Source organism: Herbaspirillum sp. GCM10030257 (genome assembly GCF_042666555.1).
Taxonomy (GTDB): domain Bacteria; phylum Pseudomonadota; class Gammaproteobacteria; order Burkholderiales; family Burkholderiaceae_D; genus Noviherbaspirillum.
Genome location: NZ_JBHTDH010000009.1, coordinates 146,968 through 171,665, shown reverse-complemented (window position 1 = coordinate 171,665; position 24,698 = coordinate 146,968). Strand labels below are relative to the sequence as shown.

At 57.9% G+C, this 24,698-nt stretch carries 21 protein-coding genes; 15 read left to right on the top strand and 6 right to left on the bottom strand.

The genetic code is table 11. The features are described 5' to 3' along the window. Window positions 1-14 precede the first annotated feature (14 nt). The 5 genes from eutC to ACFQUU_RS15930 all read left to right on the top strand — a co-directional run bounded on the left by eutC (window position 15) and on the right by ACFQUU_RS15930 (window position 10,612). A complete protein-coding gene (gene eutC / locus ACFQUU_RS15950; protein ID WP_382248832.1) occupies window positions 15-824 on the top strand; it encodes an ethanolamine ammonia-lyase subunit EutC in 810 nt (269 codons plus the stop codon). A 432-nt stretch (window positions 825-1,256) separates the two neighbouring features. Next, on the top strand, window positions 1,257-2,723 hold the full coding sequence (locus tag ACFQUU_RS15945) for an efflux RND transporter periplasmic adaptor subunit (protein ID WP_382248830.1): 1,467 nt from the start codon (window positions 1,257-1,259) through the stop codon (window positions 2,721-2,723). A 70-nt stretch (window positions 2,724-2,793) separates the two neighbouring features. Beyond that, complete coding sequence (locus ACFQUU_RS15940) at window positions 2,794-5,874, top strand: efflux RND transporter permease subunit (RefSeq protein WP_382248828.1); 3,081 nt, start codon at window positions 2,794-2,796, stop codon at window positions 5,872-5,874. Continuing rightward, window positions 5,871-9,170: an efflux RND transporter permease subunit gene (locus ACFQUU_RS15935; protein ID WP_382248826.1), complete on the top strand. Its 3,300-nt coding sequence runs from the start codon at window positions 5,871-5,873 to the stop codon at window positions 9,168-9,170. Before ACFQUU_RS15940 ends, ACFQUU_RS15935 begins: the two co-directional genes overlap by 4 nt. A gap of 8 nt (window positions 9,171-9,178) precedes the next feature. After that, window positions 9,179-10,612, top strand: a complete 1,434-nt coding sequence (locus ACFQUU_RS15930; RefSeq protein WP_382248824.1) for an efflux transporter outer membrane subunit — start codon at window positions 9,179-9,181, stop codon at window positions 10,610-10,612. Between the two features lie 443 nt (window positions 10,613-11,055). On the opposite strand, the gene ACFQUU_RS15925 is transcribed toward ACFQUU_RS15930, so the two are convergent. Next, window positions 11,056-11,406 (bottom strand): VOC family protein, encoded by a 351-nt coding sequence (locus ACFQUU_RS15925; RefSeq protein WP_382248822.1) that lies wholly within the window; start codon window positions 11,404-11,406, stop codon window positions 11,056-11,058. 613 nt (window positions 11,407-12,019) lie between these two features. Here ACFQUU_RS15925 and ACFQUU_RS15920 point away from each other — a divergent pair. The 8 genes from ACFQUU_RS15920 (at window position 12,020) to ACFQUU_RS15885 (ending at window position 20,139) form a co-directional block, all read left to right on the top strand. Next, the gene (locus ACFQUU_RS15920; protein WP_382248820.1) at window positions 12,020-12,886 is read left to right on the top strand and encodes an STAS domain-containing protein; all 867 of its coding nucleotides are present in this window, start codon (window positions 12,020-12,022) and stop codon (window positions 12,884-12,886) included. Between the two features lie 7 nt (window positions 12,887-12,893). Further along, window positions 12,894-13,250 carry an STAS domain-containing protein gene (locus ACFQUU_RS15915; protein ID WP_057294006.1) on the top strand — a complete coding sequence of 119 codons (357 nt, stop codon included), beginning with the start codon at window positions 12,894-12,896 and terminating at the stop codon, window positions 13,248-13,250. Window positions 13,251-13,310: 60 nt separating this feature from the next. Further along, complete coding sequence (locus tag ACFQUU_RS15910; RefSeq protein ID WP_382248818.1) at window positions 13,311-13,727, top strand: anti-sigma regulatory factor; 417 nt, start codon at window positions 13,311-13,313, stop codon at window positions 13,725-13,727. After that, window positions 13,712-14,731, top strand: coding sequence for an ATP-binding protein (locus ACFQUU_RS15905; RefSeq protein WP_382248816.1), 1,020 nt, complete (start codon window positions 13,712-13,714; stop codon window positions 14,729-14,731). The genes ACFQUU_RS15910 and ACFQUU_RS15905 overlap by 16 nt, the downstream gene beginning before the upstream one ends. A gap of 23 nt (window positions 14,732-14,754) precedes the next feature. After that, window positions 14,755-16,587, top strand: a complete 1,833-nt coding sequence (locus ACFQUU_RS15900; protein ID WP_382248814.1) for an ATP-binding protein — start codon at window positions 14,755-14,757, stop codon at window positions 16,585-16,587. 10 nt (window positions 16,588-16,597) lie between these two features. Continuing rightward, a complete protein-coding gene (locus ACFQUU_RS15895) occupies window positions 16,598-18,130 on the top strand; it encodes a response regulator (RefSeq protein ID WP_382248812.1) in 1,533 nt (510 codons plus the stop codon). A gap of 57 nt (window positions 18,131-18,187) precedes the next feature. After that, window positions 18,188-18,724 (top strand): GNAT family N-acetyltransferase, encoded by a 537-nt coding sequence (locus tag ACFQUU_RS15890; protein ID WP_382248810.1) that lies wholly within the window; start codon window positions 18,188-18,190, stop codon window positions 18,722-18,724. 155 nt (window positions 18,725-18,879) lie between these two features. Beyond that, on the top strand, window positions 18,880-20,139 hold the full coding sequence (locus ACFQUU_RS15885) for a M20/M25/M40 family metallo-hydrolase (protein ID WP_382248808.1): 1,260 nt from the start codon (window positions 18,880-18,882) through the stop codon (window positions 20,137-20,139). Window positions 20,140-20,153: 14 nt separating this feature from the next. Here the strand turns inward: ACFQUU_RS15885 and ACFQUU_RS15880 are convergent, their stop codons facing one another. From ACFQUU_RS15880 to ACFQUU_RS15860, 5 genes are all read right to left on the bottom strand, one after another. Continuing rightward, on the bottom strand, window positions 20,154-21,428 hold the full coding sequence (locus tag ACFQUU_RS15880) for an RNA polymerase sigma factor (RefSeq protein WP_382248806.1): 1,275 nt from the start codon (window positions 21,426-21,428) through the stop codon (window positions 20,154-20,156). Then, entirely contained in the window at window positions 21,428-21,835 is a 408-nt protein-coding gene (locus ACFQUU_RS15875; protein ID WP_382248804.1) for a VOC family protein, read from the bottom strand. Before ACFQUU_RS15875 ends, ACFQUU_RS15880 begins: the two co-directional genes overlap by 1 nt. Window positions 21,836-21,970: 135 nt before the next feature. Beyond that, window positions 21,971-22,393 carry a YciI family protein gene (locus ACFQUU_RS15870; protein WP_382248802.1) on the bottom strand — a complete coding sequence of 141 codons (423 nt, stop codon included), beginning with the start codon at window positions 22,391-22,393 and terminating at the stop codon, window positions 21,971-21,973. Window positions 22,394-22,548: 155 nt separating this feature from the next. Beyond that, the gene (locus tag ACFQUU_RS15865) at window positions 22,549-22,905 is read right to left on the bottom strand and encodes a YciI family protein (RefSeq protein ID WP_382248800.1); all 357 of its coding nucleotides are present in this window, start codon (window positions 22,903-22,905) and stop codon (window positions 22,549-22,551) included. 405 nt (window positions 22,906-23,310) lie between these two features. After that, the gene (locus tag ACFQUU_RS15860; protein ID WP_382248798.1) at window positions 23,311-23,478 is read right to left on the bottom strand and encodes a hypothetical protein; all 168 of its coding nucleotides are present in this window, start codon (window positions 23,476-23,478) and stop codon (window positions 23,311-23,313) included. Window positions 23,479-23,751: 273 nt separating this feature from the next. On the opposite strand from ACFQUU_RS15860, the gene ACFQUU_RS15855 reads away from it, so the two are divergent. Together ACFQUU_RS15855 and ACFQUU_RS15850 are read left to right on the top strand one after the other, a co-directional pair. After that, on the top strand, window positions 23,752-23,952 hold the full coding sequence (locus ACFQUU_RS15855; protein WP_382248796.1) for a DUF2892 domain-containing protein: 201 nt from the start codon (window positions 23,752-23,754) through the stop codon (window positions 23,950-23,952). Between the two features lie 8 nt (window positions 23,953-23,960). After that, complete coding sequence (locus tag ACFQUU_RS15850) at window positions 23,961-24,479, top strand: RNA polymerase sigma factor (protein ID WP_382248794.1); 519 nt, start codon at window positions 23,961-23,963, stop codon at window positions 24,477-24,479. The last annotated feature ends 219 nt before the right edge of the window (window positions 24,480-24,698 follow it).

The window sequence follows — 24,698 nt, the reverse complement described above, 5'->3', positions numbered from 1 at the left end:
ACTGGGGAAATTACATGGAAGACCACAAGGAAAAGACTCAGCAATCCTTCGCTTCACTGGTACGTAAGGATCCGTGGCAAGAACTGCAGTCGCATACGAGTGCCCGCATTGCACTTGGTCGCGTTGGCACCAGCCTGCCGACCGCCGAAGTGCTGCGCTTTGGCCTGGCCCATGCACAAGCCCGTGATGCCGTGCATCATCCACTTGATGTTGACGCCCTTCAGAACGGGCTTGGCGCAGCGGGCTTTTCATCAATTCGGGTAAACAGCAAGGCTGACAACCGCCATACGTATCTACTGCGGCCGGATCTCGGCCGCCGGTTGGACGATGCGAGCGCGGGGCGGCTCGAACAGGCAACGCAACACGTCGAACTGGCGGTCGTTATCGCTGACGGTCTATCTTCGATTGCGATAATGCGACACGCCGTTCCGCTACTGACACAACTGCGTGATGCCTACGTTACGGATTGGCATCACACGCCGGTAATCATTGCCAGCCAGGGGCGAGTAGCGATCGGCGACGAGATCGGTGCGGCACTCAAGGCACGGCTGGTAGTGGTACTGATCGGCGAGCGCCCGGGCCTTACTGCTCCGGATAGCCTGGGTATCTATCTAACGTACGAACCGCGTATCGGACGCATGGACAGCGAACGCAATTGCATCTCGAATATACGCCCGGAAGGCCTGCGGTATGAAGTAGCGGTGCATAAACTGGCCAGCCTGATGAAGCAGTCGCTGCACTTGCGCCTGTCCGGTATCGGTCTCAAGGATGAAAGCGTATCGTTGCCAGCTTCCGATGCAGGCAAAACTTCAGCTGAAAGATGACAAAATTTAAAGATTGTTGCCGGAGATGTGAGCTGGACATTATTGTCGATATGGCAATCGGCGTTTAACCCGATCGCGCTCGAACTCCTTTTCGTCACATACCTCCAACCAGACTCGCCGCCCGCTGCGATAAAGCTGTTCGACGGTGGGAACACATCGTGTGTTAACGGCTCATTATTTTCAACAAGCGTCTACAATGTTCCGGCGTCGTTGCACTTTTGCAATTTGAAGTGTGGCAAACACTTCGATACAAATCGCGCCGATGCGGACAACATAACGATACATTGCGCTGGCAACATGATGTCCAGGATAGCCGTGGCAGCGGTTGCGCCCCGGAAGCCGGTTCCGGTGGCAGCATCTGCCACGTGCAGTGCAGACACGGATTGTGTAAAACGCCGGTGAACGGCGATGCCGGAATAGAAAGAAATCTTGATGGATCAAAGAGCCGAACCGCCCCTCCCGCAAGTTGAAACAAAAGTACGCAAGCGGAAGTCGCTGCTGGGCAGCATCATTGCTCTGATTGCGCTGGCTCTCCTGGTTGCGCTTGCCTGGTACCTCACCCACCCGGCTACTGAAAGTGCCGGCGGGCCGGCGGCTCAGGCAGGACCCGGAGGCTCGGGGGCAAGGCGTGGACCGCCGACTACAACGGTCGGCGTTGCAAGTGTCGAGCGCGCCGACATACCTGTCACCGTGGAAGCACTCGGCACGGTCACTGCATCCGCGGTTGCGGTGGTTCGCCCGCAGGTATCAGGTGTGTTGAAGGAAGTTCTATTCACCGAGGGCCAGGCGGTACGCGCTGGCCAGCTACTTGCCGTTATCGACCCGCGACAGTTCGAAACCGCCTTGCTGCAAGCCAGCGGGCAACGGCAGCGCGACGAAGCGCAGTTGCAGAATGCCAGGGTCATGCTGGAACGCTTCAAGACTCTGCTTGAACAAGACTCCATCGCACGCCAGGAGGTCGATACACAGGCGGCCCTCGTCAAGCAGCTGGAAGGCACGGTTGCTATCGACAAGGCTGCAGAAGCGGCGGCGAAACTCAATCTCAGCTACACCAGGATCACTGCGCCGATCAGTGGCCGTGTCGGCCTCAGGGCGGTTGACGTCGGTAATCTGGTCGGCTCGAATGACGCCAATGGCATTGCCGACATCACGCAGGTGTCGCCAGTCGACGTCGAATTCTCCTTGCCGCAAGACCTGGTGTCCGATGTGCGCACACGTATCAACGACGAAGCCAGCCTCCCGGTCACCGTCCTCGACCGCAATCGCCAGACGGTACTGGACACCGGAAAATTCCTGGCGCTGGATAACCAGGTCGATACCCAAACCGGTACTGTCAAAGCCAAGGCACGGTTCGTTAATGCCAAAGCTGCGCTCTTTCCAAGCCAGTTTGTCAACGTCCGGTTGCTGCTACGTACGATACAAGGTGCTGCGGTGGTGCCGGTTTCTGCAGTCCGCCACGGCGGCAACGGCGATTTTGTCTATGTGCTCAATGCAACCGAGCGTACGGTCGCGCTGCGTAATGTCAAGGCAGGCCAGATGGTCGGTGAAAAAGTTGAAATTATTTCCGGACTCAAGCCGGGCGAACAAGTTATCACCGAAGGCGCGGACCGGTTGAAGGATGGCGCGAAGGTCAGCTTGCCGACAGACCGGCCGGGTGGCAATCGTGTACCGGGAGAACGTCGCGGCAATGGGCAGGGACAGGCACGACAGAACGGGCAGGGTGTCCAAGCTGGGCAGGGGGCACCGGGAACACAGGCTACTCAGGGTGGACAAGCTGCGCATGGTGGACAAGCTGCGCAAGGTGGTAACGGCGCCAGCGGTACGGCGTCTGCGGACGCCGCCGCCCAGGGCCAGCCCGGTGAACGTCGCCAACGCAAGCCAGACGCGGCAACGCAATGATGTACCTAATGATCTGCATAGGGAGTTGCATTAACCGCACCTCTCTACAAACGACAATGGAAATTACGCAATGAGTCCTTCCCGGCCATTCATTCAGCGGCCGGTCGCCACGTCGCTGTTCATGCTGGCGATTGTGCTCGCCGGCATCATCGGATTTCGCTTCCTGCCGTTGTCTGCGCTGCCGCAGGTCGATTTTCCGACCATCCAGGTACAGACCCTGTATCCGGGCGCCAGTCCTGAGGTCATGAGCCAGACTGTCACCGCACCGCTGGAACGGCAGTTTGGCCAGATGTCCGGCCTGCAGCGGATGAGTTCGACCAGCGCTGCAGGCGTGTCCATCGTCACGCTGCAGTTCGGCCTGGGGCAGACACTCGATGTCGCCGAGCAGGAAGTCCAGGCGGCCATCAATGCCGGCGGATCGCTACTGCCGGCCGACCTGCCCGCGCCGCCGGTCTATGCGAAGATCAACCCGGCTGACGCGCCGGTGCTGACGCTGGCGATCACCTCCGATACTCTGCCGCTGACTGATGTACAGAACATCGTCAACACCCGTCTGGCACTGAAGATCAGCCAGGTGGCAGGCGTTGGCCTGGTCACCCTGAATGGTGGCCAGCGTCCTGCAATGCGCATCCAGGCCGATACCCAGGCGCTGGCGTCGTATGGTCTCGGACTCGATACGTTGCGTACCGCGATTGCGGCTGCCAATGCCAACGGTGCCAAAGGCAGCTTCGATGGACCCACACGTTCGTACAGTATCAATTCGAACGATCAGTTATTGACGGTTGCCGATTATCAGAACCTGATCGTTGCCTATCGCAATGGTGCACCGGTGCGCCTGTCGAACGTCGCGCAAGTGGTAGAGAGCGCGGAAAACATCCGCCTCGGCGCCTGGGCCGGCATGAAGCCGGCCATTATCCTGAACGTACAACGCCAGCCAGGCGCCAATGTGATCGCGACCGTCGATGCAATCAAAGCCAGGCTGCCTGAATTGCAGGAAGGCCTGCCCGGGTCCTTGCGAGTCGACGTACTGAGCGACCGCACGACCGGCATCCGTGCATCGGTAGAACATGTCGAGATGGAGCTGATCCTCGCGGTGGTGCTGGTCGTGCTGGTGATCTTTGCATTCCTGCACGATCTGAGGGCAACGGTTATCGCCAGCCTGGCCGTGCCGATTTCCCTGATTGGCACATGCGGCGCGATGTACCTGCTGGGGTATAGCCTGAACAACCTCAGCCTGATGGCGTTGACGATTGCGACCGGCTTCGTGGTCGATGACGCGATCGTGATGATAGAAAACATTGCGCGCTATATCGAGGAAGGCGAGACGCCGATGGCGGCTGCGTTGAAGGGTGCGACACAGATCGGCTTTACCATCATTTCGCTGACGGTTTCGCTGATCGCGGTGCTGATCCCTTTACTGTTCATGGGGGACGTAGTGGGGCGTCTGTTCCGTGAATTTGCAGTGACCTTGTCGATCACCATCCTGATTTCCGGCCTGGTCTCGCTCACGCTGGTGCCGATGATGTCGGCGCGCTGGCTGCACGGGCCGGACGAAGACCGTAAGGAAAGCCGGTTGCAGCGTATGTTCGACGGCGTGATTGTGCGCTACGACAGGGGATTGCAATGGGTGCTGGCGCGGCAGGGCCTGACACTGGTCGTCGCCGTGCTGACGCTGGGACTGACCGTGTTGTTGTATATCCTGATCCCGAAGGGTTTGTTTCCGGTGCAGGATACCGGGCAGTTGCAGGCGCGGCTTGAAGCCACGCAGTCCGTGTCTTATCAACGCATGGCCGAGTTGCAACAAGACGCCGCTGCCGCGATCCTTGAAGACCCGGACGTGGCAACGCTCAGTTCAGTGGTCGGCGTTGATGCCGCCAACAACACCATGCTGCATACCGGCAGCATGCTCATCAATCTAAAGCGTGGCCGTAGCGGGTCGCAGCAGGAAACCATGGATCGGCTGCGCGAGCGCGTGAGCCGTATTCCCGGGCTCACCCTCTATTTGCAGCCGACGCAAGACTTGACCATCGACGCCGAGACTGGACCGACGCAGTTCCGTGTTTCGCTCGAAGGTGCCGACAACGCAACAGTCGTGCAGTGGGCGAACAAGCTGGAACAGCGCATGGCCAGTGCACCGGAGTTACGCAATGTAGTGTCCGATGCGGGCGCAACAGGGGTATCGGCCTTCGTCAAGATCGACCGCGATACCGCATCGCGATTATCCGTCACGGCGGCGTCGATCGACGATGCCCTGTACAGTGCATTCGGCCAGCGCATTGTCTCCACGATCTTCACCGAAACCAACCAGTACCGCGTGATCCTCGAAGCGAAGCCAGGCTTACTGTCAACCCCCGAAACCCTAGGCTTGCTTCCTTTGCGTACTGGCTCCGGCAAGCCGACGCCGCTGGCTGCGGTGGCCAGCATCACTGAACGTCCGGCGCCGCTGCAGATCACTCACGTCGCGCAGTTTCCAGCGACCACGCTCGGCTTCGATACCGCGCCCGGCGTGTCGCTAGGCAAGGCAGTGGATGCGGTGCGGCAAGCAGCAAAGGATATCGGCATGCCCGGTGCGGTGACTCTGAGCTTTCTCGGCGCAGCTGGTGCTTATGAAGCCTCGTTGACCAATCAGTTATGGCTGATTCTCGCGGCACTGGTCTGTGTCTACATCGTGCTGGGTGTCCTGTACGAGAGTTACATTCATCCGTTGACGATTCTGTCGACCCTGCCGTCCGCTGGCGTCGGTGCCTTGCTGGCATTGATGGTGACCGGTAATGACCTCGGCGTGATCGGGATCATCGGCATCATTCTCCTGATCGGTATCGTGAAGAAGAATGCAATCATGATGATCGACTTTGCCATCGATGCCGAACGCAACCAGGGCAAGTCACCGCAGGAGGCGATCCATCAGGCCGCCTTGCTGCGTTTTCGTCCGATCCTGATGACCACGCTGGCAGCCCTGTTCGCTGCGGTACCGCTGATGTTGGGTTGGGGCGAGGGTGCGGAACTGCGCAGGCCGTTGGGCCTTGCGATCTTCGGCGGCCTGATCGTCAGCCAGATCCTGACCTTGTTTACCACTCCGGTCATTTATCTGGCCTTCGACCGGCTTGGTCGGCGCTGGACCGGGCGTGGATCGAATGAGGTCGCCGCGTGAACCTGTCCGAACCATTCGTCCGGCGACCGGTCGCCACTATTCTGCTGACCATCGGCATTGCACTGGCGGGCATTGCGGCTTTCTTCGTACTGCCGGTCTCACCGTTGCCGCAAGTGGAATATCCGTCGATCACGGTCAGCGCGTCGCTGCCCGGCGCGAGCCCCGATACCATGGCGACCAGCGTTGCCACGCCGCTGGAGCGAAGATTGGGTGTGATTGCCGGCGTCAACGAAATGACGTCGAACAGCAGTACCGGCTCGACGCGGATCAGCCTGCAATTCGAACTCAACCGCAAGATCGATGCGGCGGCCCGTGAAGTTCAGGCAGCCATCAACGCCTCACGCGTAGACCTGCCCGCCACGCTGAAAAGCAATCCGACCTATCGCAAGGTCAGTCCGTCCGCTTCGCCGGTCATTATTCTTGCACTGACATCCCGCACCCGTTCTCCGGGTCAGATTTACGACGAGGTTTCCAACCTGGTGCAACAGAAACTTGCACAGGTGCCGGGCGTTGGTGACGTTGAACTTGGCGGCGGTTCGCTGCCGGCGGTGCGCGTGGAACTGCTGCCGTTTGCATTGAACAATTACGGCGTGAGCATGGAAGATGTACGCGCCGCGATCCAGGCCAGCACGGCCAACCGGCCCAAAGGCGCAATCGAAGGCGACGAGCGCCGGCTGCAGATTTATTCACAGGTTGGCACCGAAAACGGCGGCAAGAGCGCGTCGGACTATCGCGGGCTGGTGGTGGCGTGGCGCAATGGCGCCGCGGTGCGCTTGCAGGATGTAGCCAATGTCGTTGACGGCGTAGAAGACAGTCGCACCATCGGCCTCTTCAACGGCCAGCCGGCCGTGATCGTGCTGGTCACCCAGCAGCCGGGAGCCAACGTCATCAAGACGGTCGACGGCGTGCGTGCGCTCCTGCCGGAATTGCAGGAGCAGCTACCACAGGACGTGCGTTTGCAAGTGGCGTCGGACCGCACCAACTCGATCCGCTCCTCACTGCATGAAATTGAATTCACCCTGATCATTTCCGTGGTCCTGGTCGTCCTGGTGGTCAGCGCCTTCCTGCGTAGTTTCCGCGCGACGATTGTGCCGGCGGTCGCAACCGTGGTATCGCTGCTGGCTACTTTTGGCATCATGTACATGCTGGGGTTCAGCCTTAACAACCTGAGCCTGATGGCCCTGACCGTGGCCACCGGCTTCGTGGTCGACGATGCCATCGTGGTGCTGGAAAACACCAGCCGGCATATCGAAGCCGGCATGGACCGTTTCAAGGCGGCATTGCTGGGCGCGCGTGAAGTTGGCTTCACGGTACTGTCGATCAGCGTGTCACTGGTCGCGGTTTTTATTCCCCTGCTGTTCATGGGTGGCCAGATCGGCCGTCTGTTCCGCGAATTTGCCGTGACCTTGTCAGCGGCGGTGATGATCTCGATGGTCATCTCGCTGACGACGACTCCGATGATGTGCGCGTGGCTGCTGAAACGAACGCCGGAAGGTGCGAAGACCAAGTCGCCGGGCAGGATTGCACGATTCTTTGAGCGCGGCTTTGACATGGTGCATCGCAACTATGCGCGCAGTCTTGATTGGGCGCTGGATAACCGCTGGCTGGTCATGTTCATCCTGGTGGTTGTCGTAGGGATGAACGTCTACCTCTTCATTGCCGCGCCAAAAGGCTTCTTCCCGCAACAGGACACCGGCCAGATCAACGGAGGTCTGCGGGCGGATCGCAGCATTTCTTTCCAGGCCATGCAGGGCAAGCTGCAACAGCTGGTCGACATCATCCAGCGTGATCCCGCAGTTGACACCGTGGTGGGCTTTACTGGCGGGCGGCGTGCGGGCGGCGGATTCATGTTTATCAACCTCAAGCCGCGCTCCGAACGCTCTGATGGCGGACAGGCCGTGATCGCGCGTTTGCGTCCACAACTTGCGCAGGTCACCGGCATCAGCCTTTTTTTGAACACCGTGCAAGACTTGCGCATTGGCGGACGCCAGACCAATTCCACCTATCAGTACAGCCTGAAAAGCGACAGTAGTGCCGAACTGAAGACCTGGGCGATCAAGCTGGCGGAGGCAATGAAACTACAACCGGAATTGACCGATGTCGACACCGATCAGCAGGAGAATGCGGTGGAAACCTTCGTCGAGGTCGATCGCACCACGGCCGCGCGTCTCGGCGTGACTTCCCGGGATGTCGACAACGCGCTGTACAACGCTTTTGGTCAACGCCAGGTAGCCACGGTTTACGGCGAGTTGAATCAGTACCACGTTGTCATGGAAGTCTCTCCACAGTTTGCGAAAAGTCCGGAAGCGCTGAAGGATATCTATGTGCCGGTGCGTAACAGCACTGGTACCAGCACAAGTACAGGCACAAACACAAGCACAAACACGTTAGCGACCAGCACGACAGCATCTGGTCCCACTGCCGCAACCGTAACCGCAACCGGCACTAACTCTTCGGTCATCAATCCCGGCTTGCGAGACCAGTCGAGCGGACAGGCGCTGAGCACGGCACCCACCACCATGGTGCCGCTCGCCGGCATTGCGCGTTTTACCGAAAGGCCCGCGCCTGCATCGATCAGCCATGAAGATGCGGAACTCGAAACCACGATTTCCTTTAACCTGGCCGATGGTGCCACGCTCAGTGGAGCTCAGCATGCAGTCAAGGCAGCCGAGGCGGCAATCAGCATGCCGACCAACGTACGCGGAAGTTTTGCCGGTGCAGCACGCAGCTTCCAGGAATCGCAAAACCAGCAGCCTTTGCTGATCGCCGCCGCACTGGTCGTGATTTATATCGTGCTGGGTATCTTGTATGAAAGCCTGGTCCATCCGATCACCGTATTGTCGACCTTGCCGTCTGCGGGTGTTGGTGCCGTGCTGGCTCTGCTGATGTTCAAGATGGAATTTTCCATTATTGCGTTGATTGGCGTGTTCCTTTTGATTGGCATCGTCAAAAAGAATGCCATTCTGATCATCGACTTTGCCCTCGAAGCGGAGCGTGCGCGCGGCCTCAATGCGGTGGAAGCGGTACGCGAAGCATGCCTGTTGCGCTTCCGTCCCATCCTCATGACAACGCTGGCAGCCGCGCTTGGTGCGCTGCCGCTTGCCATAGGCTTCGGCGAAGGTTCGGAACTGCGCAGGCCGCTCGGCGTTGCGATCATTGGAGGATTGATTGCCAGCCAGGTGCTGACCTTGTTGACCACACCGGTCGTCTACATCCTGCTTGATAAACTCCGGCGACGTAGTCCGGCCGAATACGCGCTTCGTCGGGTTGATAACGCCACACCTTCTTCAACATGAATGCATCCATGATTTCAGCAAGCCGTATTGCCATTGCAACAGCCATCGCCCTACAGCTCGCCGGATGCGCTGTCGGCCCCGTCTATGAGCGGCCGGCGACGCCGCTGCCGGCGCAATTCAAGGAAGCGCCGGGATGGGTGCCCGCGATGCCGGCCGACGCGGCCGACCGCGGAGCGTGGTGGTCGCTGTTCAATGATCCTGTGCTGAATCAACTTGCGTCCGAGGTCGACGTATCAAACCAGAACGTGGCCGCCGCTGCGGCTGCGTATGAGCAGGCGCGCGCGCTGGTACGGGAGCAGCGCGCGGCGTTGTTTCCCATCGTGTCGCTGGATGGAGGTGGTTCACGCTCCGGCGGAAGCCGCAGCAACACCGGAAACACCAGCAGCGCTACTACCGCAGCGTCCGGCGTGCGGACCTCCAATTCCTATCAGGTCGGTATCGGCGGCAGTTGGGAACCGGATGTCTGGGGAAGATTGCGTGCGTCCGTGACCAGCGCGGGTGCCAGCGCCGAAGCGAGTGCCGCCGATCTCGCCTCGGCACGCCTCGCGGCACAAGGCGAACTGGCTGCCAATTATTTCGCGCTGCGGCTGACCGACCTGCAGACCGGCTTGCTACGCGACTCGATTGCCGGCTACCAGCGTGTCCTTCAGATTACGCGCAATCGCTACGCCGCCGGCATTGCGCCGAAGACGGATGTGCTGCAGTCCGAAACCCAGCTTGCGAACGCGCAGGCGGACGAGGTGGGCCTGGCCCGTCAGCGTGCGCAGCTCGAACACGCGATCGCGGTGCTGATCGGTAAACTGCCATCTGACTTCGCGCTTGCACCGACGACCTGGAAAAATTTTGTGCCGGATGTGCCAGCTGTCTTGCCATCGACGCTGCTACAGCGCCGGCCGGACATTGCGGGCGCGGAGCGTCGTGTCGCAGCGGCCAACGAACAGATCGGTATTGCCCGGACCGGCTATTTCCCCAGTGTTGGTCTTAACGCGTCATATGGAACCGCTGCCAGCACGGTCGGCAATCTGTTTAACGCCTCCACCATGCTGTGGTCGCTGGGCCTGTCGGCAGTGCAGACGATATTCGACGCCGGCGCGACGGGTGCCCGGATCGATGCTACGCGTGCCGCGCACGAACAAGCGGTCGCACGTTATCGGCAGACCGTGCTGACTGCCTTCCAGGATGTGGAAGACCAGCTCTCGGCGGGACAGGTACTCGCACGTCAGGTCGAGCTGCGCCAGCAGGCATCGACTGCGGCTGACCAGGCTGAAACACAAATGCTGAATCGATACAGGGCGGGGCAGGTGAACTATACCGAGGTCGTCAATGCGCAAGTCACTGCACTCAATGCCCGCCGTTCACTAGCGCAGGCGCAGGCCGACCGGCAGACAGCCGCAGTGGCGTTAATTCAGGCGCTGGGTGGTGGCTGGACGCAGGCACAATAATGGAAGATGAAAATTCATTTGACATGTTAAGCATTATCGATTGGCCGTCTTACGAAATAGCTTACTAAATAAGCGACAAACGAAGCGACGCTCCACCACAATATTGTCCAAAAGATGGCAGCAATTGCCCATCCGAATAACGATGGCGTAGCCCAGCCACCAGACTCCGCTGCCGTAAAAACCGGAAGACCAAGTCCCCGCAAAAGAGTGAGCGGCACGTAGATCGACATTGCTACTGCAGGTGCAATTGCATCCGGAGGAAATGCAACAGCAAGAAACTGGAGCATGAGGAGCAAACCCGATATGGCCAAGCGTAGTCGCATAGTTGATATGGTTAACGTCGATGATGGTATGCGGCAAAGGTGAAAGCGCTCGGGCTTGTCAGGCTTCGTGCGACCGCTCGACCATCGATCGGCTTGAATGAATTGCTAGCGCACACTCGTCTACTGATGCTGAAGAATGTTGATGAGCTTGCCAAGCGGATCCTTGACGTAGAACCGGCGAACGCCCCACGGCTCAGTGGCAGGGCCGTACTCCAAGGGAATCCTGGCGCTCTGGACCCGGCGCAGCGCCTCGTCAAGGTCGTCTACCTCTATAGATAGGTCAGGCACTGGCGTGCCGGAGCCACCTTCACTCGCGAAGCTGACTTGCACCACCATTTTGGAAGAACCTGTGTACGTGCGAATCCATCCATGATCCATGGCAAGTTCAAGGCCAAGAACGTTTCGATAGAAATCGTCCACTTCAGATGGCTCGGTCGCCCGGAGGTTGGCGACGATTCGTTTGACATTCATTTTCGATCCCAAAGGTGTTGGCGAAGCGCCCTGACTATATCTACGGACACCAAACATCTACTATGCTCGGCCACTGTACGGTATGCCCGGATTTGTTCCACGTCCAAGTTATTATTTTGAAAAGATGAAGGTGTCCGAAATTGTATGGATAAGGTTTATACGGACGGCATGACAGATTTCATAACACTGCTTGGTACTAGTTTACCGCACACGGCAATTGATGATCTTCACCTCCCGTGACGGCAGTTTTTCAATTTCCCGGCACAGTTCTTATTTTTCATAGCAATCGGGAATATCGGAAAGACCTTAAGGGATTTGGTATACGCAAAAATTTTCATTTGCTGTCCGGTTAATACGCAACGATTCTTAAATAGAACAGTCAACAAGCAAGCTGATATTTACTATTCTTGCAATTAAGGCAATAGCATTGAGAATGGTCAATTGACCACAAGAATTATTGCTTTTCACTAATATCTTTCCCGTCTACCACATAGGCCCGGTGATACACTGCCGGGCTAACATTTATGCAACGATTGTCGTTGTTGCAGGCGATCGAACTTGCTTACGCTATTCAAACCGACTTCAATTTCTATTCAGTATTAATGGAGCCCCAATGACAAAATTTGCGACCGGACATCTGGCAAAAGTAATTCAGAATAATCGCGACAATCTGCTTGCCGGATGGCTGGAAGGCATGCTTTCCCGCTCCGTACGCCGTGACAAGGCCGCCGAGAAAGACATGGCTGAGCAAGCCGCGCAATTCCTGGACATGCTGCAAGCAACTGTGCAGAAAGGACAAGACTACGATATCGATACAGGAGCCTGGAGCGATGTACGCAGCTTGCTGTCAGGAATTTCCCTGGCACGTGTACGCCAGGGCTTTTCCCCGATCGAAACCGCGAATTTCGTTTTTTCCCTGAAAGAACCGCTGTTTGCCTTGCTGCGCAAAGAGCTGGACAAGGATCCGGACGCGCTGGTCGACGAAACCGCACAGACAGGCACGCTGTTTGATCGTCTCGGCCTGTTCACCATCGAAGAGTTTCAAAAAGGGCGCGAACAGATCATCCTCAAGCAGCAACAGGAATTGATGGAACTGTCGACGCCGGTCGTCCAGTTGTGGAAAGACGTGCTCGCACTGCCGCTGATCGGCACGCTCGACAGTGCACGCACGCAGGTAGTGATGGAAAGCCTGCTGCAAAAGATCGTCGATACCGGCGCCTCCATCGCCATTATCGATATTACCGGTGTACCTACGGTGGATACACTGGTTGCTCAGCATCTGCTCAAGACCGTGGCAGCGGCACGCCTGATGGGCGCGGACTGCATCATCAGCGGCATCCGGCCACAAATCGCCCAGACCATCGTCCACCTTGGCGTTAATTTGGAAGATGTCATCACCAAGGCGACCCTGGCCGATGCATTCATTGTTGCATTGAAGCGCACCGGCGCGACGATCACCCACGCAAACCAAGAGCAGTGAGGCGCTAATGGATCGTATCCCCATCTTGAGGATGGGTCGCCTTTTGCTGGTGACCATCCAGGTCGACATGCACGACCGACTGGCCATGACGCTTCAGGATGACCTGACTGCCAGGATCGTCAAGGACCGTGCAAACGGCGTTCTGATCGACATCTCGGCGCTTGATATTGTCGACTCGTTTATCGGCCGCATGATTAGCAACACGGCGGCGATGGCCAAGATTCTTGATGCGCGTACGGTGGTGGTCGGTATGCAGCCGGCTGTCGCCATCACGCTGGTGGAACTTGGATTGACACTGGAAGGCGTGAGTACCGCCTTGAACGTCGAGCAGGGAATCAAATTGTTGCAGCGCACCGCGGCATAAGCCGGTGCATCAACTGTTTGATGATCCCGTAACCGGAACACGCTCGTAAAGGCAGATGTGTTGAGTACAAATAACGCTGAAAAGCTGGTGCTTCCGCTGCGCACGGATGAAGATGTTGTCCGTTTGCGCCAGTCGGTACGCGAGGCGCTGATTTCAATCGGCTTCAGCCTGATCGACCAGACCAAAATGGTGACAGCCGCCAGTGAACTCGCGCGCAATACGCTGCGCTATGGCGGCGGCGGGGAGTCGCATATATTGAAAGTGACCAATGGCGGGCGGCGCGGACTGAGCTTGTCGTTCATTGATCATGGCCCTGGAATTCCGGATGTCGCGCTGGCGCTGAAGGACGGCTATACGACGGGCGGCGGTCTTGGACTCGGACTGAGTGGAGCAAAGCGCCTCTCCGATGAATTTGAAATAATTACCGCTCCCGGCGAGGGCACTACCGTAAGTATTACGAAATGGAAACCATTCTAAGCACTGCCGGTCGCCAGAAAATCTATGCGATCGATGAGGCAGCTGAAATCGCCGGAGTACGGCGAGGCAGTGCGGAACTCGCCAAACTGCAATCCTTTGACGAAATCGCCGCCGGCAAGGTGGCTATCGCCGTGACGGAAGCGGCGACCAATATCGTCAAGCACGCTACACGAGGCCAGATCATCCTGCGCCCGGTGGAGCAGGGCAATGCGTCGGGTATTGAAGTCATTGCGCTGGACGCCGGACGCGGCATGGCTAACGTTGCATTGCACATGAAGGATGGCGTATCGACCGCCGGCAGCTATGGAGTTGGACTTGGGGCCATGGTGCGTCTTGCGGACGAATTCGACATCTATTCGCATGAGGACAAGGGTACGGCAATCTACATGAAGTTCTGGAACGTCCCCGAGGCACCCGTTTCAGGCGCCTGGCAGACGGGCGTTGTCTGCCTGCCGCTTCCCAGCGAAGAAGTCTGTGGTGACGCCTGGGCTGTTTGCAGCAACCCGACGCTTGCCACGGTGATGGTTGCTGACGGGCTGGGCCATGGGCCCGACGCGGCGCGTGCATCGGAGGCGGCGATCAACCTCATTGGCAGCCATCCTGAGTTGTATCCGGAAGCCGCGATCTGGGAAAGCCATGCTTCGCTGCGCGCTACCCGAGGTGCCGCAGTGGCGGTAGCGAGGCTGGATACGCTGTCGGAAGAATTGCACTTTTCCGGCGTCGGCAACATCGCGGCGGTGATCTTCCAAGGCGGAGGCAAGCGGCAACTGATGTCTCACAATGGGATCGTCGGCAGCAATATGCGCAAAGTGCAGGAGTTTGTCTTGCCGTGGACTTCCGGCACGATGCTGATCATGCATTCGGACGGATTGGGGACACGCTGGAGTCTCGATCATTATCCTGGCCTGGAAGCAGCACATCCGTCCTTGATCGCCGCCGTCCTATACCGTGATTTTTGCCGCCAAAGGGATGACGTGACAGTGCTTGTCATCCGTGAACAGTAAACAGGTAATGGACTGATATGAGCATGCGCATACTCACCATCGCGATCGAAACAGAACAAGACGTGGTCGCTGCGCGCCAGCGTGCCCGGCAGGTTGCGGCAGCCTGCGGCTTCTCGGCACAGGACCAGGTGCGGATTGCCACCGCCGTCTCGGAACTTGCCCGTAACGTATACAACTATGCGTCGCGTGGCCGGGTGGAATTCTCCATCGAAGGCAAGACTTCGCCACAAGTGCTCGTCGTCCGGATCGAAGACAGGGGCCCCGGCATCAGCAACCTGGACGAGGTTTTGTCAGGCAAATACCATTCGCCGACAGGCATGGGTGTCGGCATTATGGGCGCACGCCGCCTCATGGATCAGTTCGACATCGTCACTGGCAAGGGAACTGGCACCACCATCACCGTCAAAAAGTTGCTGTCGGCAGCGGCGCCCACCCTGACCCCGCAGTCCGTTGGCGCCATCGGCGCGGAACTGGCATCGGCACAGCCGGTGGCAACGCTGGGTGAAGTGCAGCAGCAAAATCGCGAACTCCTGATTACGCTGGAAGAGCTGAAGGCCAGACAGGAAGAACTGGTCCAGCTTACCCGTGAGCTGGAAGATACCAACCGCGGCGTGGTGGCGCTGTATGCCGAACTCGACGAAAAGGCAGATCACCTGCGTCGTGCTGATGAGATGAAGTCACGCTTCCTTTCCAATATGAGTCATGAGTTCAGGACACCGCTGAGTTCGATTCGCGGCCTATCCAAGCTCCTGCTTGACCGTGTCGATGGCGACCTGTCGGAAGAGCAGGAGAAGCAGGTCAACTTTATCCTCAAGGGCGCCGAGTCGCTGTCGGAACTCGTCAACGACTTGCTTGACCTCGCCAAGATCGAGGCCGGCAAAACGGATGTTCGGCCTACCAAGTTCGATGTTGCCGAACTGTTCAGCGCGCTGCGCGGCATGCTTCGTCCTCTGCTGGTCACCGAGTCGGTCCAGTTGATTTTTGAGGCACCCAACTTCCAATCCACGATGTACACGGACGAGGCAAAGGTTTCGCAAATTCTGCGCAACTTTATTTCCAACGCACTGAAATTCACCGATTCGGGTGAAGTCAGAGTGTCCGCAAATCATTTGCCTGAAGAGAGGGCGATCCGGTTTTCGGTTGCCGATACCGGCTTGGGTATTGCACCGGAGCACCAGCAGATCATCTTCGAGGAGTTCGGACAGGTCGAGAACCGGTTGCAACATAAAATCAAGGGCACCGGCCTGGGTTTGCCGCTTTGTCGCAAGCTTGCCGATTTGTTGGGCGGGCGCGTTGAACTTTCCAGTACACTTGATAAAGGTTCTACCTTCTCTGCAGTAATTCCGGTTACTCTTCCTAGTGAAGATACTGAACGCGAAGCGGAAATTCTAGTCGGCTCGGAGAGTGGAATCGCTGACGAGCGCCTGCCGGTACTCGTTATCGAAGACCAGCAGCCGGTCAGGATCATGTATGAGAAATTCCTGCGCGGTACGGCTTTCAGGGCGATTCCGGCACGTAGCTTGTGGGAGGCTGACGAAATCTGGGCGTCGGTTTCTCCGGTAGCCATCATTCTGGATATCAATCTGAATGGCGAGGATACCTGGCGGTGGCTGATGGATACGAAGAATGATGGCATGCGCGGTCGCACGCCGATCATTGTGGCGACAGAAGTTGACGATCCCGCGAAGGCTTTTGCGCTGGGAGCGGATGCTTTCTTCGTCAAGCCGGTGGTAGGCGACGAATTGGTTGCGCAGCTTACGCGCTTGGTGCCGGAGAAGACGGGTAGCAGGAACGTAGCGGGTTCGTCGGAGGGCGACGCATTGAACCACACTGCACGCGGTCCGCGTGCGCATTAAGAGCAAGATCATGTTTTCCGAAGACGACCACCTGATATTGAATGTTGACGATACGGACGCGGCGCGCTATGCGAAGTCGCGCATCCTGTCGCGCGCAGGATTCAAGGTGATCGAAGCACCGACCGGTGGGGAAGCGCTGCGCAGGGCAAAGAGCGATAAACCTGCGCTGGTACTGCTGGATGTGAAACTGCCGGATATCAATGGTTTCGAAGTCTGCCGTCGCCTCAAGGAAGATGAAGAGACCCGCCACATTCTGGTGCTGCAAACATCGGCTTCCTACATTGGCACCGGTGACAAAATCAGGGCCCTGGATGGCGGCGCCGATAACTACCTGTTCGAACCTATCGAACCGGAAGAACTCGTCGCCAATGTCCGGGCCTTGTTGCGTCTTGGACGGGTAGAGCGTGAATTGCGCGACGTCGATCGGCGCAAGGATGAGTTCCTTGCCGTGCTTGCGCACGAATTGCGCAATCCGCTCGGACCGATTCGTAATGCAGTCGAACTCCTACAACAGTCCGGACCGCATGAGTCTGACAAGCATAAGAGTGCGCATCAGACCATACTGCGCCAGACCGAACATATGGTCAGGCTGGTCGATGATTTGCTGGACGTGGCGCGGATATCGCAAGGTAAACTCGCATTGCAGAAGCAACCTGTCGAGCTCAGAACGGTCATCGACTCCGCGATTGAAACAGCGCGCCCCATGATTGAAAGCCGCCACCATACGCTGGCGACATCGCTGCCTGCCGACGAAATCTGGGTCGATGGGGATAGCGTACGTCTTTCGCAGACCATCTGCAATCTGTTAAACAATGCGGCCAAGTTTACGCGCCCGCATGGGGAAATTGCCCTTAGTACCGAGCTGCATGACGGCCAGGTGCATATCCGGGTGAAGGATAATGGCATTGGCATTCCCCCGGAAAGCCTTGACTCGATTTTCTCGCTATTTACGCAAGCCGGCCATGCCGCCGACCGGGTGCAGGACGGCCTGGGTATCGGACTCTCGCTGTCCAAGACATTGGTTGAGCTGCATAGCGGCTCGATTCGTGCGCTGAGCAGCGGCGTGGGTCTGGGGAGCGAGTTTGAAATCACGCTGCCAGTATTGGCGCCCAACCCGCAAAAAACGCCGAGCCAGAACAGCAGCAACCTGGCGCCCGCGGGCAAATACCGTATTTTGGTAGTGGATGACAACCGCGAAGCCGCTGATATTATTTCCGAACTGCTGAGGATGGACGGGCATGAAGTCGCGTCAGCGCACAATGGTGCCGACGCCCTGATCGCGGTGCGGCGTCACCAGCCTGACATTGTCATCCTTGATATCGGCTTGCCGGACATGGATGGTACGACGGTCGCTGGCAAGATCCGCACCATTTCCGGAATGAAGGATGCTTCCCTTATCGCTCTCACCGGTTATGGAAATTCTTCGGACATCGAGCGCACCAGGGCGGCAGGCTTCAATGATCATCTTGTCAAGCCGGCGAAGTTTGCCAATCTGCGAGAGTCGATCCATCGGTTACGCGAAGGTGCGGTCGCCAAGCGATAAGGTGATAGCGTGCGGAGCCGCTTGAGGACATCTTCGGATAATGCTGAGCAATGAGCCATGACCACCGCGATCCTGACCCACAGATTTGCTTGCCGTGACGATCTCGGTTTGCTGAATTCGCTGATCGATGCCGCCATCTCTGAATTGCAAAAACCCTTCCTGAGCGATAGCCAGATCGCATCGAGCCGGACCATTATGGGACTGGACACACAGCTGATTGATGACCATACCTACTTTATCGTGGAAGCAGATGGCCAGCTTGCCGGTTGCGGGGGATGGAGCAGGCGCGCCACGCTGTATGGCGGGGACCAGTCCCCGGGGCGTAGCGGGACGCTGCTCGATCCGACAAGGGATGCCGCGCGGGTTCGGGCCATGTATACGCATCCCGATCATGTGCGCAAGGGAGTCGGTCGACTGATCCTTGCCCTCTGCGAAGAAGCGGCACGCACGGAAGGTTTTGGCAAGGCAGAACTGATGGCCACCATGGCCGGCGAGCCGCTTTACCGGGCGTGCGGGTATGTACCGATCGAAAAGCTAATGGACGATCGTGGCGGCGTTGCGGTTCCTCTGTTGCGGATGGGTAAGGACCTATGAAGTATGTGTGGTGTATATGGCGCATATCTATGCGGCCGCTCTGGCACGACGCGGACGGAACTTGCGTCGGCTTAGGACAATCGCATCAAATCTCTGCGTCACTCGACACGTGTGATGTCGCGTGATGTCTCATCCCTCAACGACTCCGAGGAAAAATGACAACCCAACAAGCCCAACAGACCATGCAGAAGGAACCTCTCCTGAAATGGATCGACGATCATTTTGAACAGCAGGTGGCATTCCTGCAGGCATTGGTTCGCATTCCCACCGACACGCCGCCAGGTAATAACGCCCCGTTCAGTGAAGCCGTCGCTGCGATGATCGAAACCCGAGGCTGGCCAGTTGAACGGCATCCAGTGCCGGTACAGCTAGTCCATGACTACGGCATGGAAAGTATTACCAATCTCATCGTGCGCCGGCGCTATGCCGACCAGGGACCGACTATTGCGTTGAATGCGCACGGGGACGTGGTACCCCCGGGTGACGGCTGGACCAGGCCACCCTACGGTGGTGTCGTAGAGAATGGTCGCTTGTACGGACGCGCGGCAGCGGTCTCCAAATCCGATTTTGCGACCTATGTGTTCGCCACGCAGGCAATCGAAGCGCTTGGCACACGGTTACAGGGCGGTATTGAACTGCACTTCACCGCCGATGAAGAGTTTGGCGGCTTGCTCGGCCCGGGCTGGCTGCTGGAAAACAAGCTCACGCGACCGGATTACGTGATCGGAGCCGGCTTCGGCTATAACGTTGTCACCGCACATAATGGCTGTTTGCAATTCGAGGTGACGGTACATGGCAAGGCGACACACGGATCGATTCCCGATACCGGACATGATGCCCTGCAAGCAGCGACCCGCGTACTGCAGGCGATTTACGCCAAGGTGCCGGAATTGCGTCAGGTGCGCTCAAAGGTGCAGGGCATTACGAGTCCAACCATGATCGTCGGCCGTATCGACGGTGGCACCAACACGAACGTCGTCCCTGGCAAGGTTGTGCTCAAAATGGACCGCCGCATGATCCCTGAAGAGGATCCGGTTACGGTCGAGGCCGACGTGCGAAACATGATCGAGCAATCCGTTGCAGGAATGACAGGTATCCGGGTCGAGATCCGCAAGCTTCTCCAGGCAGGGGCGCTGCGCCCACTGCCAGGCCACGAAAAACTGGTTGAAAGCCTGCAAAAGAATGCGGTGACCGTATTTGGAGAACCGATTACGACCAATGGCTCTGCCTTGTACACCGATGCCCGCCTGTATGCGGAGGCGGGAATACCCTGCGTGCTCTACGGCGCGGGACCACGTACCGTTCTGGAATCCAATGCCAAACAGGCGGATGAATTCATCGAGCTGGAAGACCTGCGACGGGCAACGAAGGTCGTTGCGCTGACCTTGCTTGATCTGTTGGCAAGCGGCAATTAACCGTCACCTCGTCGTCACGTGTCCTTCAGTTTGCTCGACCGTTCAAGCAGGAGTTCGCGCTCCTGCAGATTGCCCGCGAGACTCGCGGCGCGCTCAAATTCCTGTCGTGCTTCGTCCTTGCGGCCAAGCTTTTCAAGCAGGTCGCCGCGCACGCTGGGCAGCCATTGATATCCTTGCAAACACTTGTCCTTGCATAAGCGATCCACGATCTCCAGCGCGGCTGCCGGCCCAGCCGCCATGCTGACGGCGACGGCGCGATTGAGCTCGACCACCGGAGAGGGCGAGACGATGGCAAGCATGCCGTAGATCTCGGCAATGCGATGCCAGTCCGTTTCCGCAGCGGTATGCGCTCGCGCATGGCAGGTCGCGATTGCCGCCTGCAAAACATAGGGACCGGCCGGACCTCCCAGGTTTTCCGCACGTTGCAACGCCGTCAGGCCACGACGTATCAGTAAATGATCCCAGCGTGAGCGATCCTGATCGAGCAGCAACACCGGTCGCCCGCTGGTGCCGACTCTGGCCTTGGCGCGCGAAGCCTGCAGCTCCATCAGGGCAATCAGGCCGTGCACTTCCGGTTCCTGCGGCGCCAGTTCGGCCAGCATGCGGCCGAGGCGCAACGCTTCTTCAATCAGGGTCGGACGCATCCAGTCTTCGCCTGCGGTTGCGGTGTAACCTTCGTTAAAGATCAGGTAGACCACCTCAAGCACCGTGGCAAGACGCTCCGCGAGTGCATCGCCCTGGGGCAGGTCGAACGGCACGCGTGACTCGTTCAGTGTGCGCTTTGCACGCACGATGCGTTGTGCAATCGTCGGTTCCGCGACCAGAAAAGCTCGGGCAATCTCGTGCGTGGTCAGTCCACCCAGTAGCTTCAGGGTCAGCGCGACTCTCGCTTCGGATGACAGCACCGGATGGCAGGCGGTAAAGATCAGGCGCAGCAGATCGTCACCGATCTGGTCATTCCTCGCTGCGTCGAGCGCGTCGACAAAGTCAGGCACGATCAAAGCCTCCTGCGCTTCGAGGTCATGGCCCATCTGCTCCAGCTTTTCGCCCAGCAGCTTGTCACGGCGAAGCCGGTCGAGGGCACGGTTCTTCGCCGTCGCCATCAGCCAAGCGCCCGGATTGGCCGGCACACCATCGAGCGGCCAATGTTCAAGCGCCGACACAAGCGCATCCTGGGCCAGCTCTTCCGCCAGCCCGATGTCACGCACCATGCGTGCGATACCGGCCACGATCTTCGCGGATTCGATGCGCCAGACGGCCGAAATCGCATGATGAGTGGCCGAATGCATCAGCCTTGACCCGCAGCGGATGGGTCCATATACATCAGCTCCCAGACATGACCGTCAGGGTCCTCGAATCCATGGCTATACATGAAGCCGTAATCCTGTGGCGCGTTCGGCGTCTTGCCCCCGGCAGCGACTGCTTTCGCAACCAGTTCGTCGACCCGTTCGCGGCTTTCGCAAGACAGGCAGGTCAGGACTTCGGTGACTTTGCTTGCATCCGCGATCGGCTTCTTTGTAAAGGTCTGGAAGAAGCTTTCGACCAGCAGCATCACGTAGATGTCATCGGAAATGACCATGCAGGCGGCTTGCTCGTTCGTGAACTGGGCATTGAATGTATAGCCGAGAGATGCGAAGAATTCTTTGGTACGTTCCAGGTTCTTGACAGGAAGATTGACGAAGATTTGCTTGTTCATGATGCTCCTTTGAATAATGAGATTCAGTTTCCCGGTTCATTGCGGCGACTGGCAGGACGACGTTGTGCACCATCGGATTTTCCTGAGAAAGTCGCTTATCTGCCGAGGGTTGATGGATTGTGGACAGTGGCCTGCCTACTGCGCGGTGAGTGCGCCGACTCCAATGGAGCGCATCTGTTCGACGCTTTCACTCGGCGGAAAATCATCCAGTTCGAACATCTGGCGTACCTCGATTTGCGCATCGGCGTCCTCGCCGTGCGGAGCGGGAAAACGGCGGGTCCATTCGAGCGCTTCATCGCGTGAACGTACCTGAATGATCGTGTAACCGGCAACCAGCTCCTTGGTTTCGGCGAAAGGTCCGTCGATGACAGTGCGCTTGCCGCCGGAATAATTGATGCGCCAACCCTTGGCGCTCGCCTGTAGTCCCGATCCATCGAGGAGCACGCCAGCCTTGGCCAGCTGCTCATGGTAATCGGCCATGGCGGCAATCAGTTTTTCGTCAGGCATCACGCCGGCTTCCGACTGTTCGGACGCTTTTACAATAATCATGTATCGCATTTCGATCTCCTTGATGGTGGGTAGCAAACACAGGTAAGGGAAGCGGCGGGCCCCCATTTTTCCTGGTTTCTAACTCCACGACGATCGAGCCGACACGAAATCGACAAAGCCGGCGAAATTTTTTTACTTTTTCTGTTTAACTTGTAACAAGCGAATCAGACAACATAACAGGGCGCAAGACTGCGGACTTCGACCGTACACCATTCGGCGGCCGGGCATTCAGCGGCAAGTGCCAGCGCCTCCTCCCGCGTCTGGCAATTCACCATGAAAAAGCCTCCTACCATTTCCTTTGCTTCGGCAAACGGTCCATCGACGACTTTGGACTTCCCGCCCTCCACCCGAACACGGGAGGCATGGTTGTGGGAGGCAAGCGACTCGGCGGAAAGCAGCAATCCCCGGGCTTGCAAGTCTGCGGCAAACGACATCATGCGATCGTAGACCGCGCGGCCTTCGGTTTCGGTGCGGGAGGCGCGTTGGTCGTTGGGTTCAATCATCAGAAGCATGTAAGCCATGGGTGGTTTCCTGTTTACTAGATATGGTGATGGAAACCGTATTTTATGCGCCAATGACCTGAATTCCGGAAGTCATTTATTGATTTGTCATCCGACTGACCAGCATGAGCGTGGTCCTGTTTGCTGATGGGCGGCGCCTCGCGGACGCAATGCCATTGCGTCGAGCACGCTTGCGCGCGCACCACGTGTGCGCAGTGCCGCTGATTACTTGTGGAATAAATTGGGAATGGAGATCTGGAACGATTGCCGCCAGCGGGCTGTTAGCGCCAGGGCAGGGATTCTGAGACGGCAGGGTGTGCCATCATCGGTTCGTGCCGGTACCGGCCGTTAGCGCACAATGCGCCCCGGTAGGAATCTGGGTATGGCCGGTACAGGAACCTCTACCGGCCATACAAAAACACGCTATCAGGCGGCGGCGTATTTGGCCAGTACAACGGCGAGAAACGACACGGCGACTGCGGCTGCAGTGGCACGAAACATAATGGCGGCGAGGTCACGAATAAGCATGGCGATGAACATAAAGAGTGGCGGTGCAGTTGGAACGATAGCACTCGGATTTCCACTCGTAAACATGGGCTGCAGGAGTGTGTGTCGGTCGCAACATATTCTTTGCGGCATGTCATTGTTCGTTGTTCTTTCGTCGCCGTTTGGGGCTTGGAGCGGACGAGAAAACGGATATACAAAAGAGCATTCGCAAAAGTTTTGCATGCGAGAACGGGCAGACCCGCCCTGTACCTAAGACGTTTGCCTGCGACTGAAAAGAATTTTTGACTGCGCGAATCCGTCTGGGCCGAAGCGGCCTCTTAGTTGGTGGGTATGTCGCCCGTTAACTGAAAGGACGCAGCAATGATGTATGTAAAAAACGTGCCGACCTGGGAGCGCATCGTACGCCTGTTAAGTGCAGTCGCCGCGATTGCTTATGGCTTGGTGGTCGCGACCGGGCCGCTGCAGTGGCTCGTGGTTGCAGGCGCAGCCTGCCTGGCAATGTCGAGTCTGCTAGGATTCTGTCCAGCATGCGCTATGGTCGGGCGCCGCCTGAACAAATAGGAAGATAAATGGCATTGGCAGAACAACACTATCCACTGCTGGCAGCAGCGCATGCGGGCGATCCATTCGCCCTTGAGCGCCTGCTGCGCCTGTGCCAGCCTGATGTCCGGCGTTATGCACAACGGCACTGCATGATCAGCGATGTGGACGACGCGGTTCAGGAAGCCTTGCTGACCCTGTCACGCCGGATCAGTTCACTGCGGGCACTTGCTGCTTTCTCTGGATGGTTGTTCAGGGTGGTCCAGCGCGAGTGTCGTCGTCTGGGGCGCAAAGCCTTGAACTTCGATCCTTATGATGAGGAAAAATTAGAAAACTGGCTGGCAGTGCATAACAATGAGAGCCTTCGACTTGAGCTGATCGCAGCGCTCGAGGCACTGCCAGAACACTATCGTGATGTCATTTTGCTACGTGATTTTGAAGCGTTGAGCATTGGAGAAATGGCAGAACGCCTTGGATTGACAGCGGCCGCCGTAAAAAGCCGACTGCACCGTGCGCGACAACTCACGCGCGAATATCTTCTCGACTAAATGTCCGGCCCAAATGGGTGTGATAAGGGTGTGAGATGCCTATTTAAAGGGCATTTTTTAATTCGACTTCGTGGAACGAATTCGACAGATAATGTCTATGGAGGGTAAGGAAGCCACTTCGCTAAAGGGCGAAATGAAGCGTGACATGACAGGCCACCGGGCCGGAATGCACATGAACAAGCACGCATTTGCGCGCGCATGACGGTATATCCTGCTGGT

Coding starts and splice junctions, on each gene's coding strand:
- ACFQUU_RS15855 (WP_382248796.1), top strand. CDS start 23,752: ATGATGTATGTAAAAAACGTGCCGACCTGGGAGCGCATCGTACGCCTG.
- ACFQUU_RS15885 (WP_382248808.1), top strand. CDS start 18,880: ATGACAACCCAACAAGCCCAACAGACCATGCAGAAGGAACCTCTCCTG.
- ACFQUU_RS15895 (WP_382248812.1), top strand. CDS start 16,598: ATGTTTTCCGAAGACGACCACCTGATATTGAATGTTGACGATACGGAC.
- ACFQUU_RS15920 (WP_382248820.1), top strand. CDS start 12,020: ATGACAAAATTTGCGACCGGACATCTGGCAAAAGTAATTCAGAATAAT.
- ACFQUU_RS15905 (WP_382248816.1), top strand. CDS start 13,712: ATGGAAACCATTCTAAGCACTGCCGGTCGCCAGAAAATCTATGCGATC.
- ACFQUU_RS15865 (WP_382248800.1), bottom strand. CDS start 22,905: ATGGCTTACATGCTTCTGATGATTGAACCCAACGACCAACGCGCCTCC.
- ACFQUU_RS15890 (WP_382248810.1), top strand. CDS start 18,188: ATGACCACCGCGATCCTGACCCACAGATTTGCTTGCCGTGACGATCTC.
- ACFQUU_RS15940 (WP_382248828.1), top strand. CDS start 2,794: ATGAGTCCTTCCCGGCCATTCATTCAGCGGCCGGTCGCCACGTCGCTG.
- ACFQUU_RS15870 (WP_382248802.1), bottom strand. CDS start 22,393: ATGCGATACATGATTATTGTAAAAGCGTCCGAACAGTCGGAAGCCGGC.
- ACFQUU_RS15875 (WP_382248804.1), bottom strand. CDS start 21,835: ATGAACAAGCAAATCTTCGTCAATCTTCCTGTCAAGAACCTGGAACGT.
- ACFQUU_RS15930 (WP_382248824.1), top strand. CDS start 9,179: ATGATTTCAGCAAGCCGTATTGCCATTGCAACAGCCATCGCCCTACAG.
- ACFQUU_RS15900 (WP_382248814.1), top strand. CDS start 14,755: ATGCGCATACTCACCATCGCGATCGAAACAGAACAAGACGTGGTCGCT.
- eutC (WP_382248832.1), top strand. CDS start 15: ATGGAAGACCACAAGGAAAAGACTCAGCAATCCTTCGCTTCACTGGTA.
- ACFQUU_RS15880 (WP_382248806.1), bottom strand. CDS start 21,428: ATGCATTCGGCCACTCATCATGCGATTTCGGCCGTCTGGCGCATCGAA.
- ACFQUU_RS15925 (WP_382248822.1), bottom strand. CDS start 11,406: ATGAATGTCAAACGAATCGTCGCCAACCTCCGGGCGACCGAGCCATCT.
- ACFQUU_RS15850 (WP_382248794.1), top strand. CDS start 23,961: ATGGCATTGGCAGAACAACACTATCCACTGCTGGCAGCAGCGCATGCG.
- ACFQUU_RS15915 (WP_057294006.1), top strand. CDS start 12,894: ATGGATCGTATCCCCATCTTGAGGATGGGTCGCCTTTTGCTGGTGACC.
- ACFQUU_RS15945 (WP_382248830.1), top strand. CDS start 1,257: ATGGATCAAAGAGCCGAACCGCCCCTCCCGCAAGTTGAAACAAAAGTA.
- ACFQUU_RS15860 (WP_382248798.1), bottom strand. CDS start 23,478: ATGTTTACGAGTGGAAATCCGAGTGCTATCGTTCCAACTGCACCGCCA.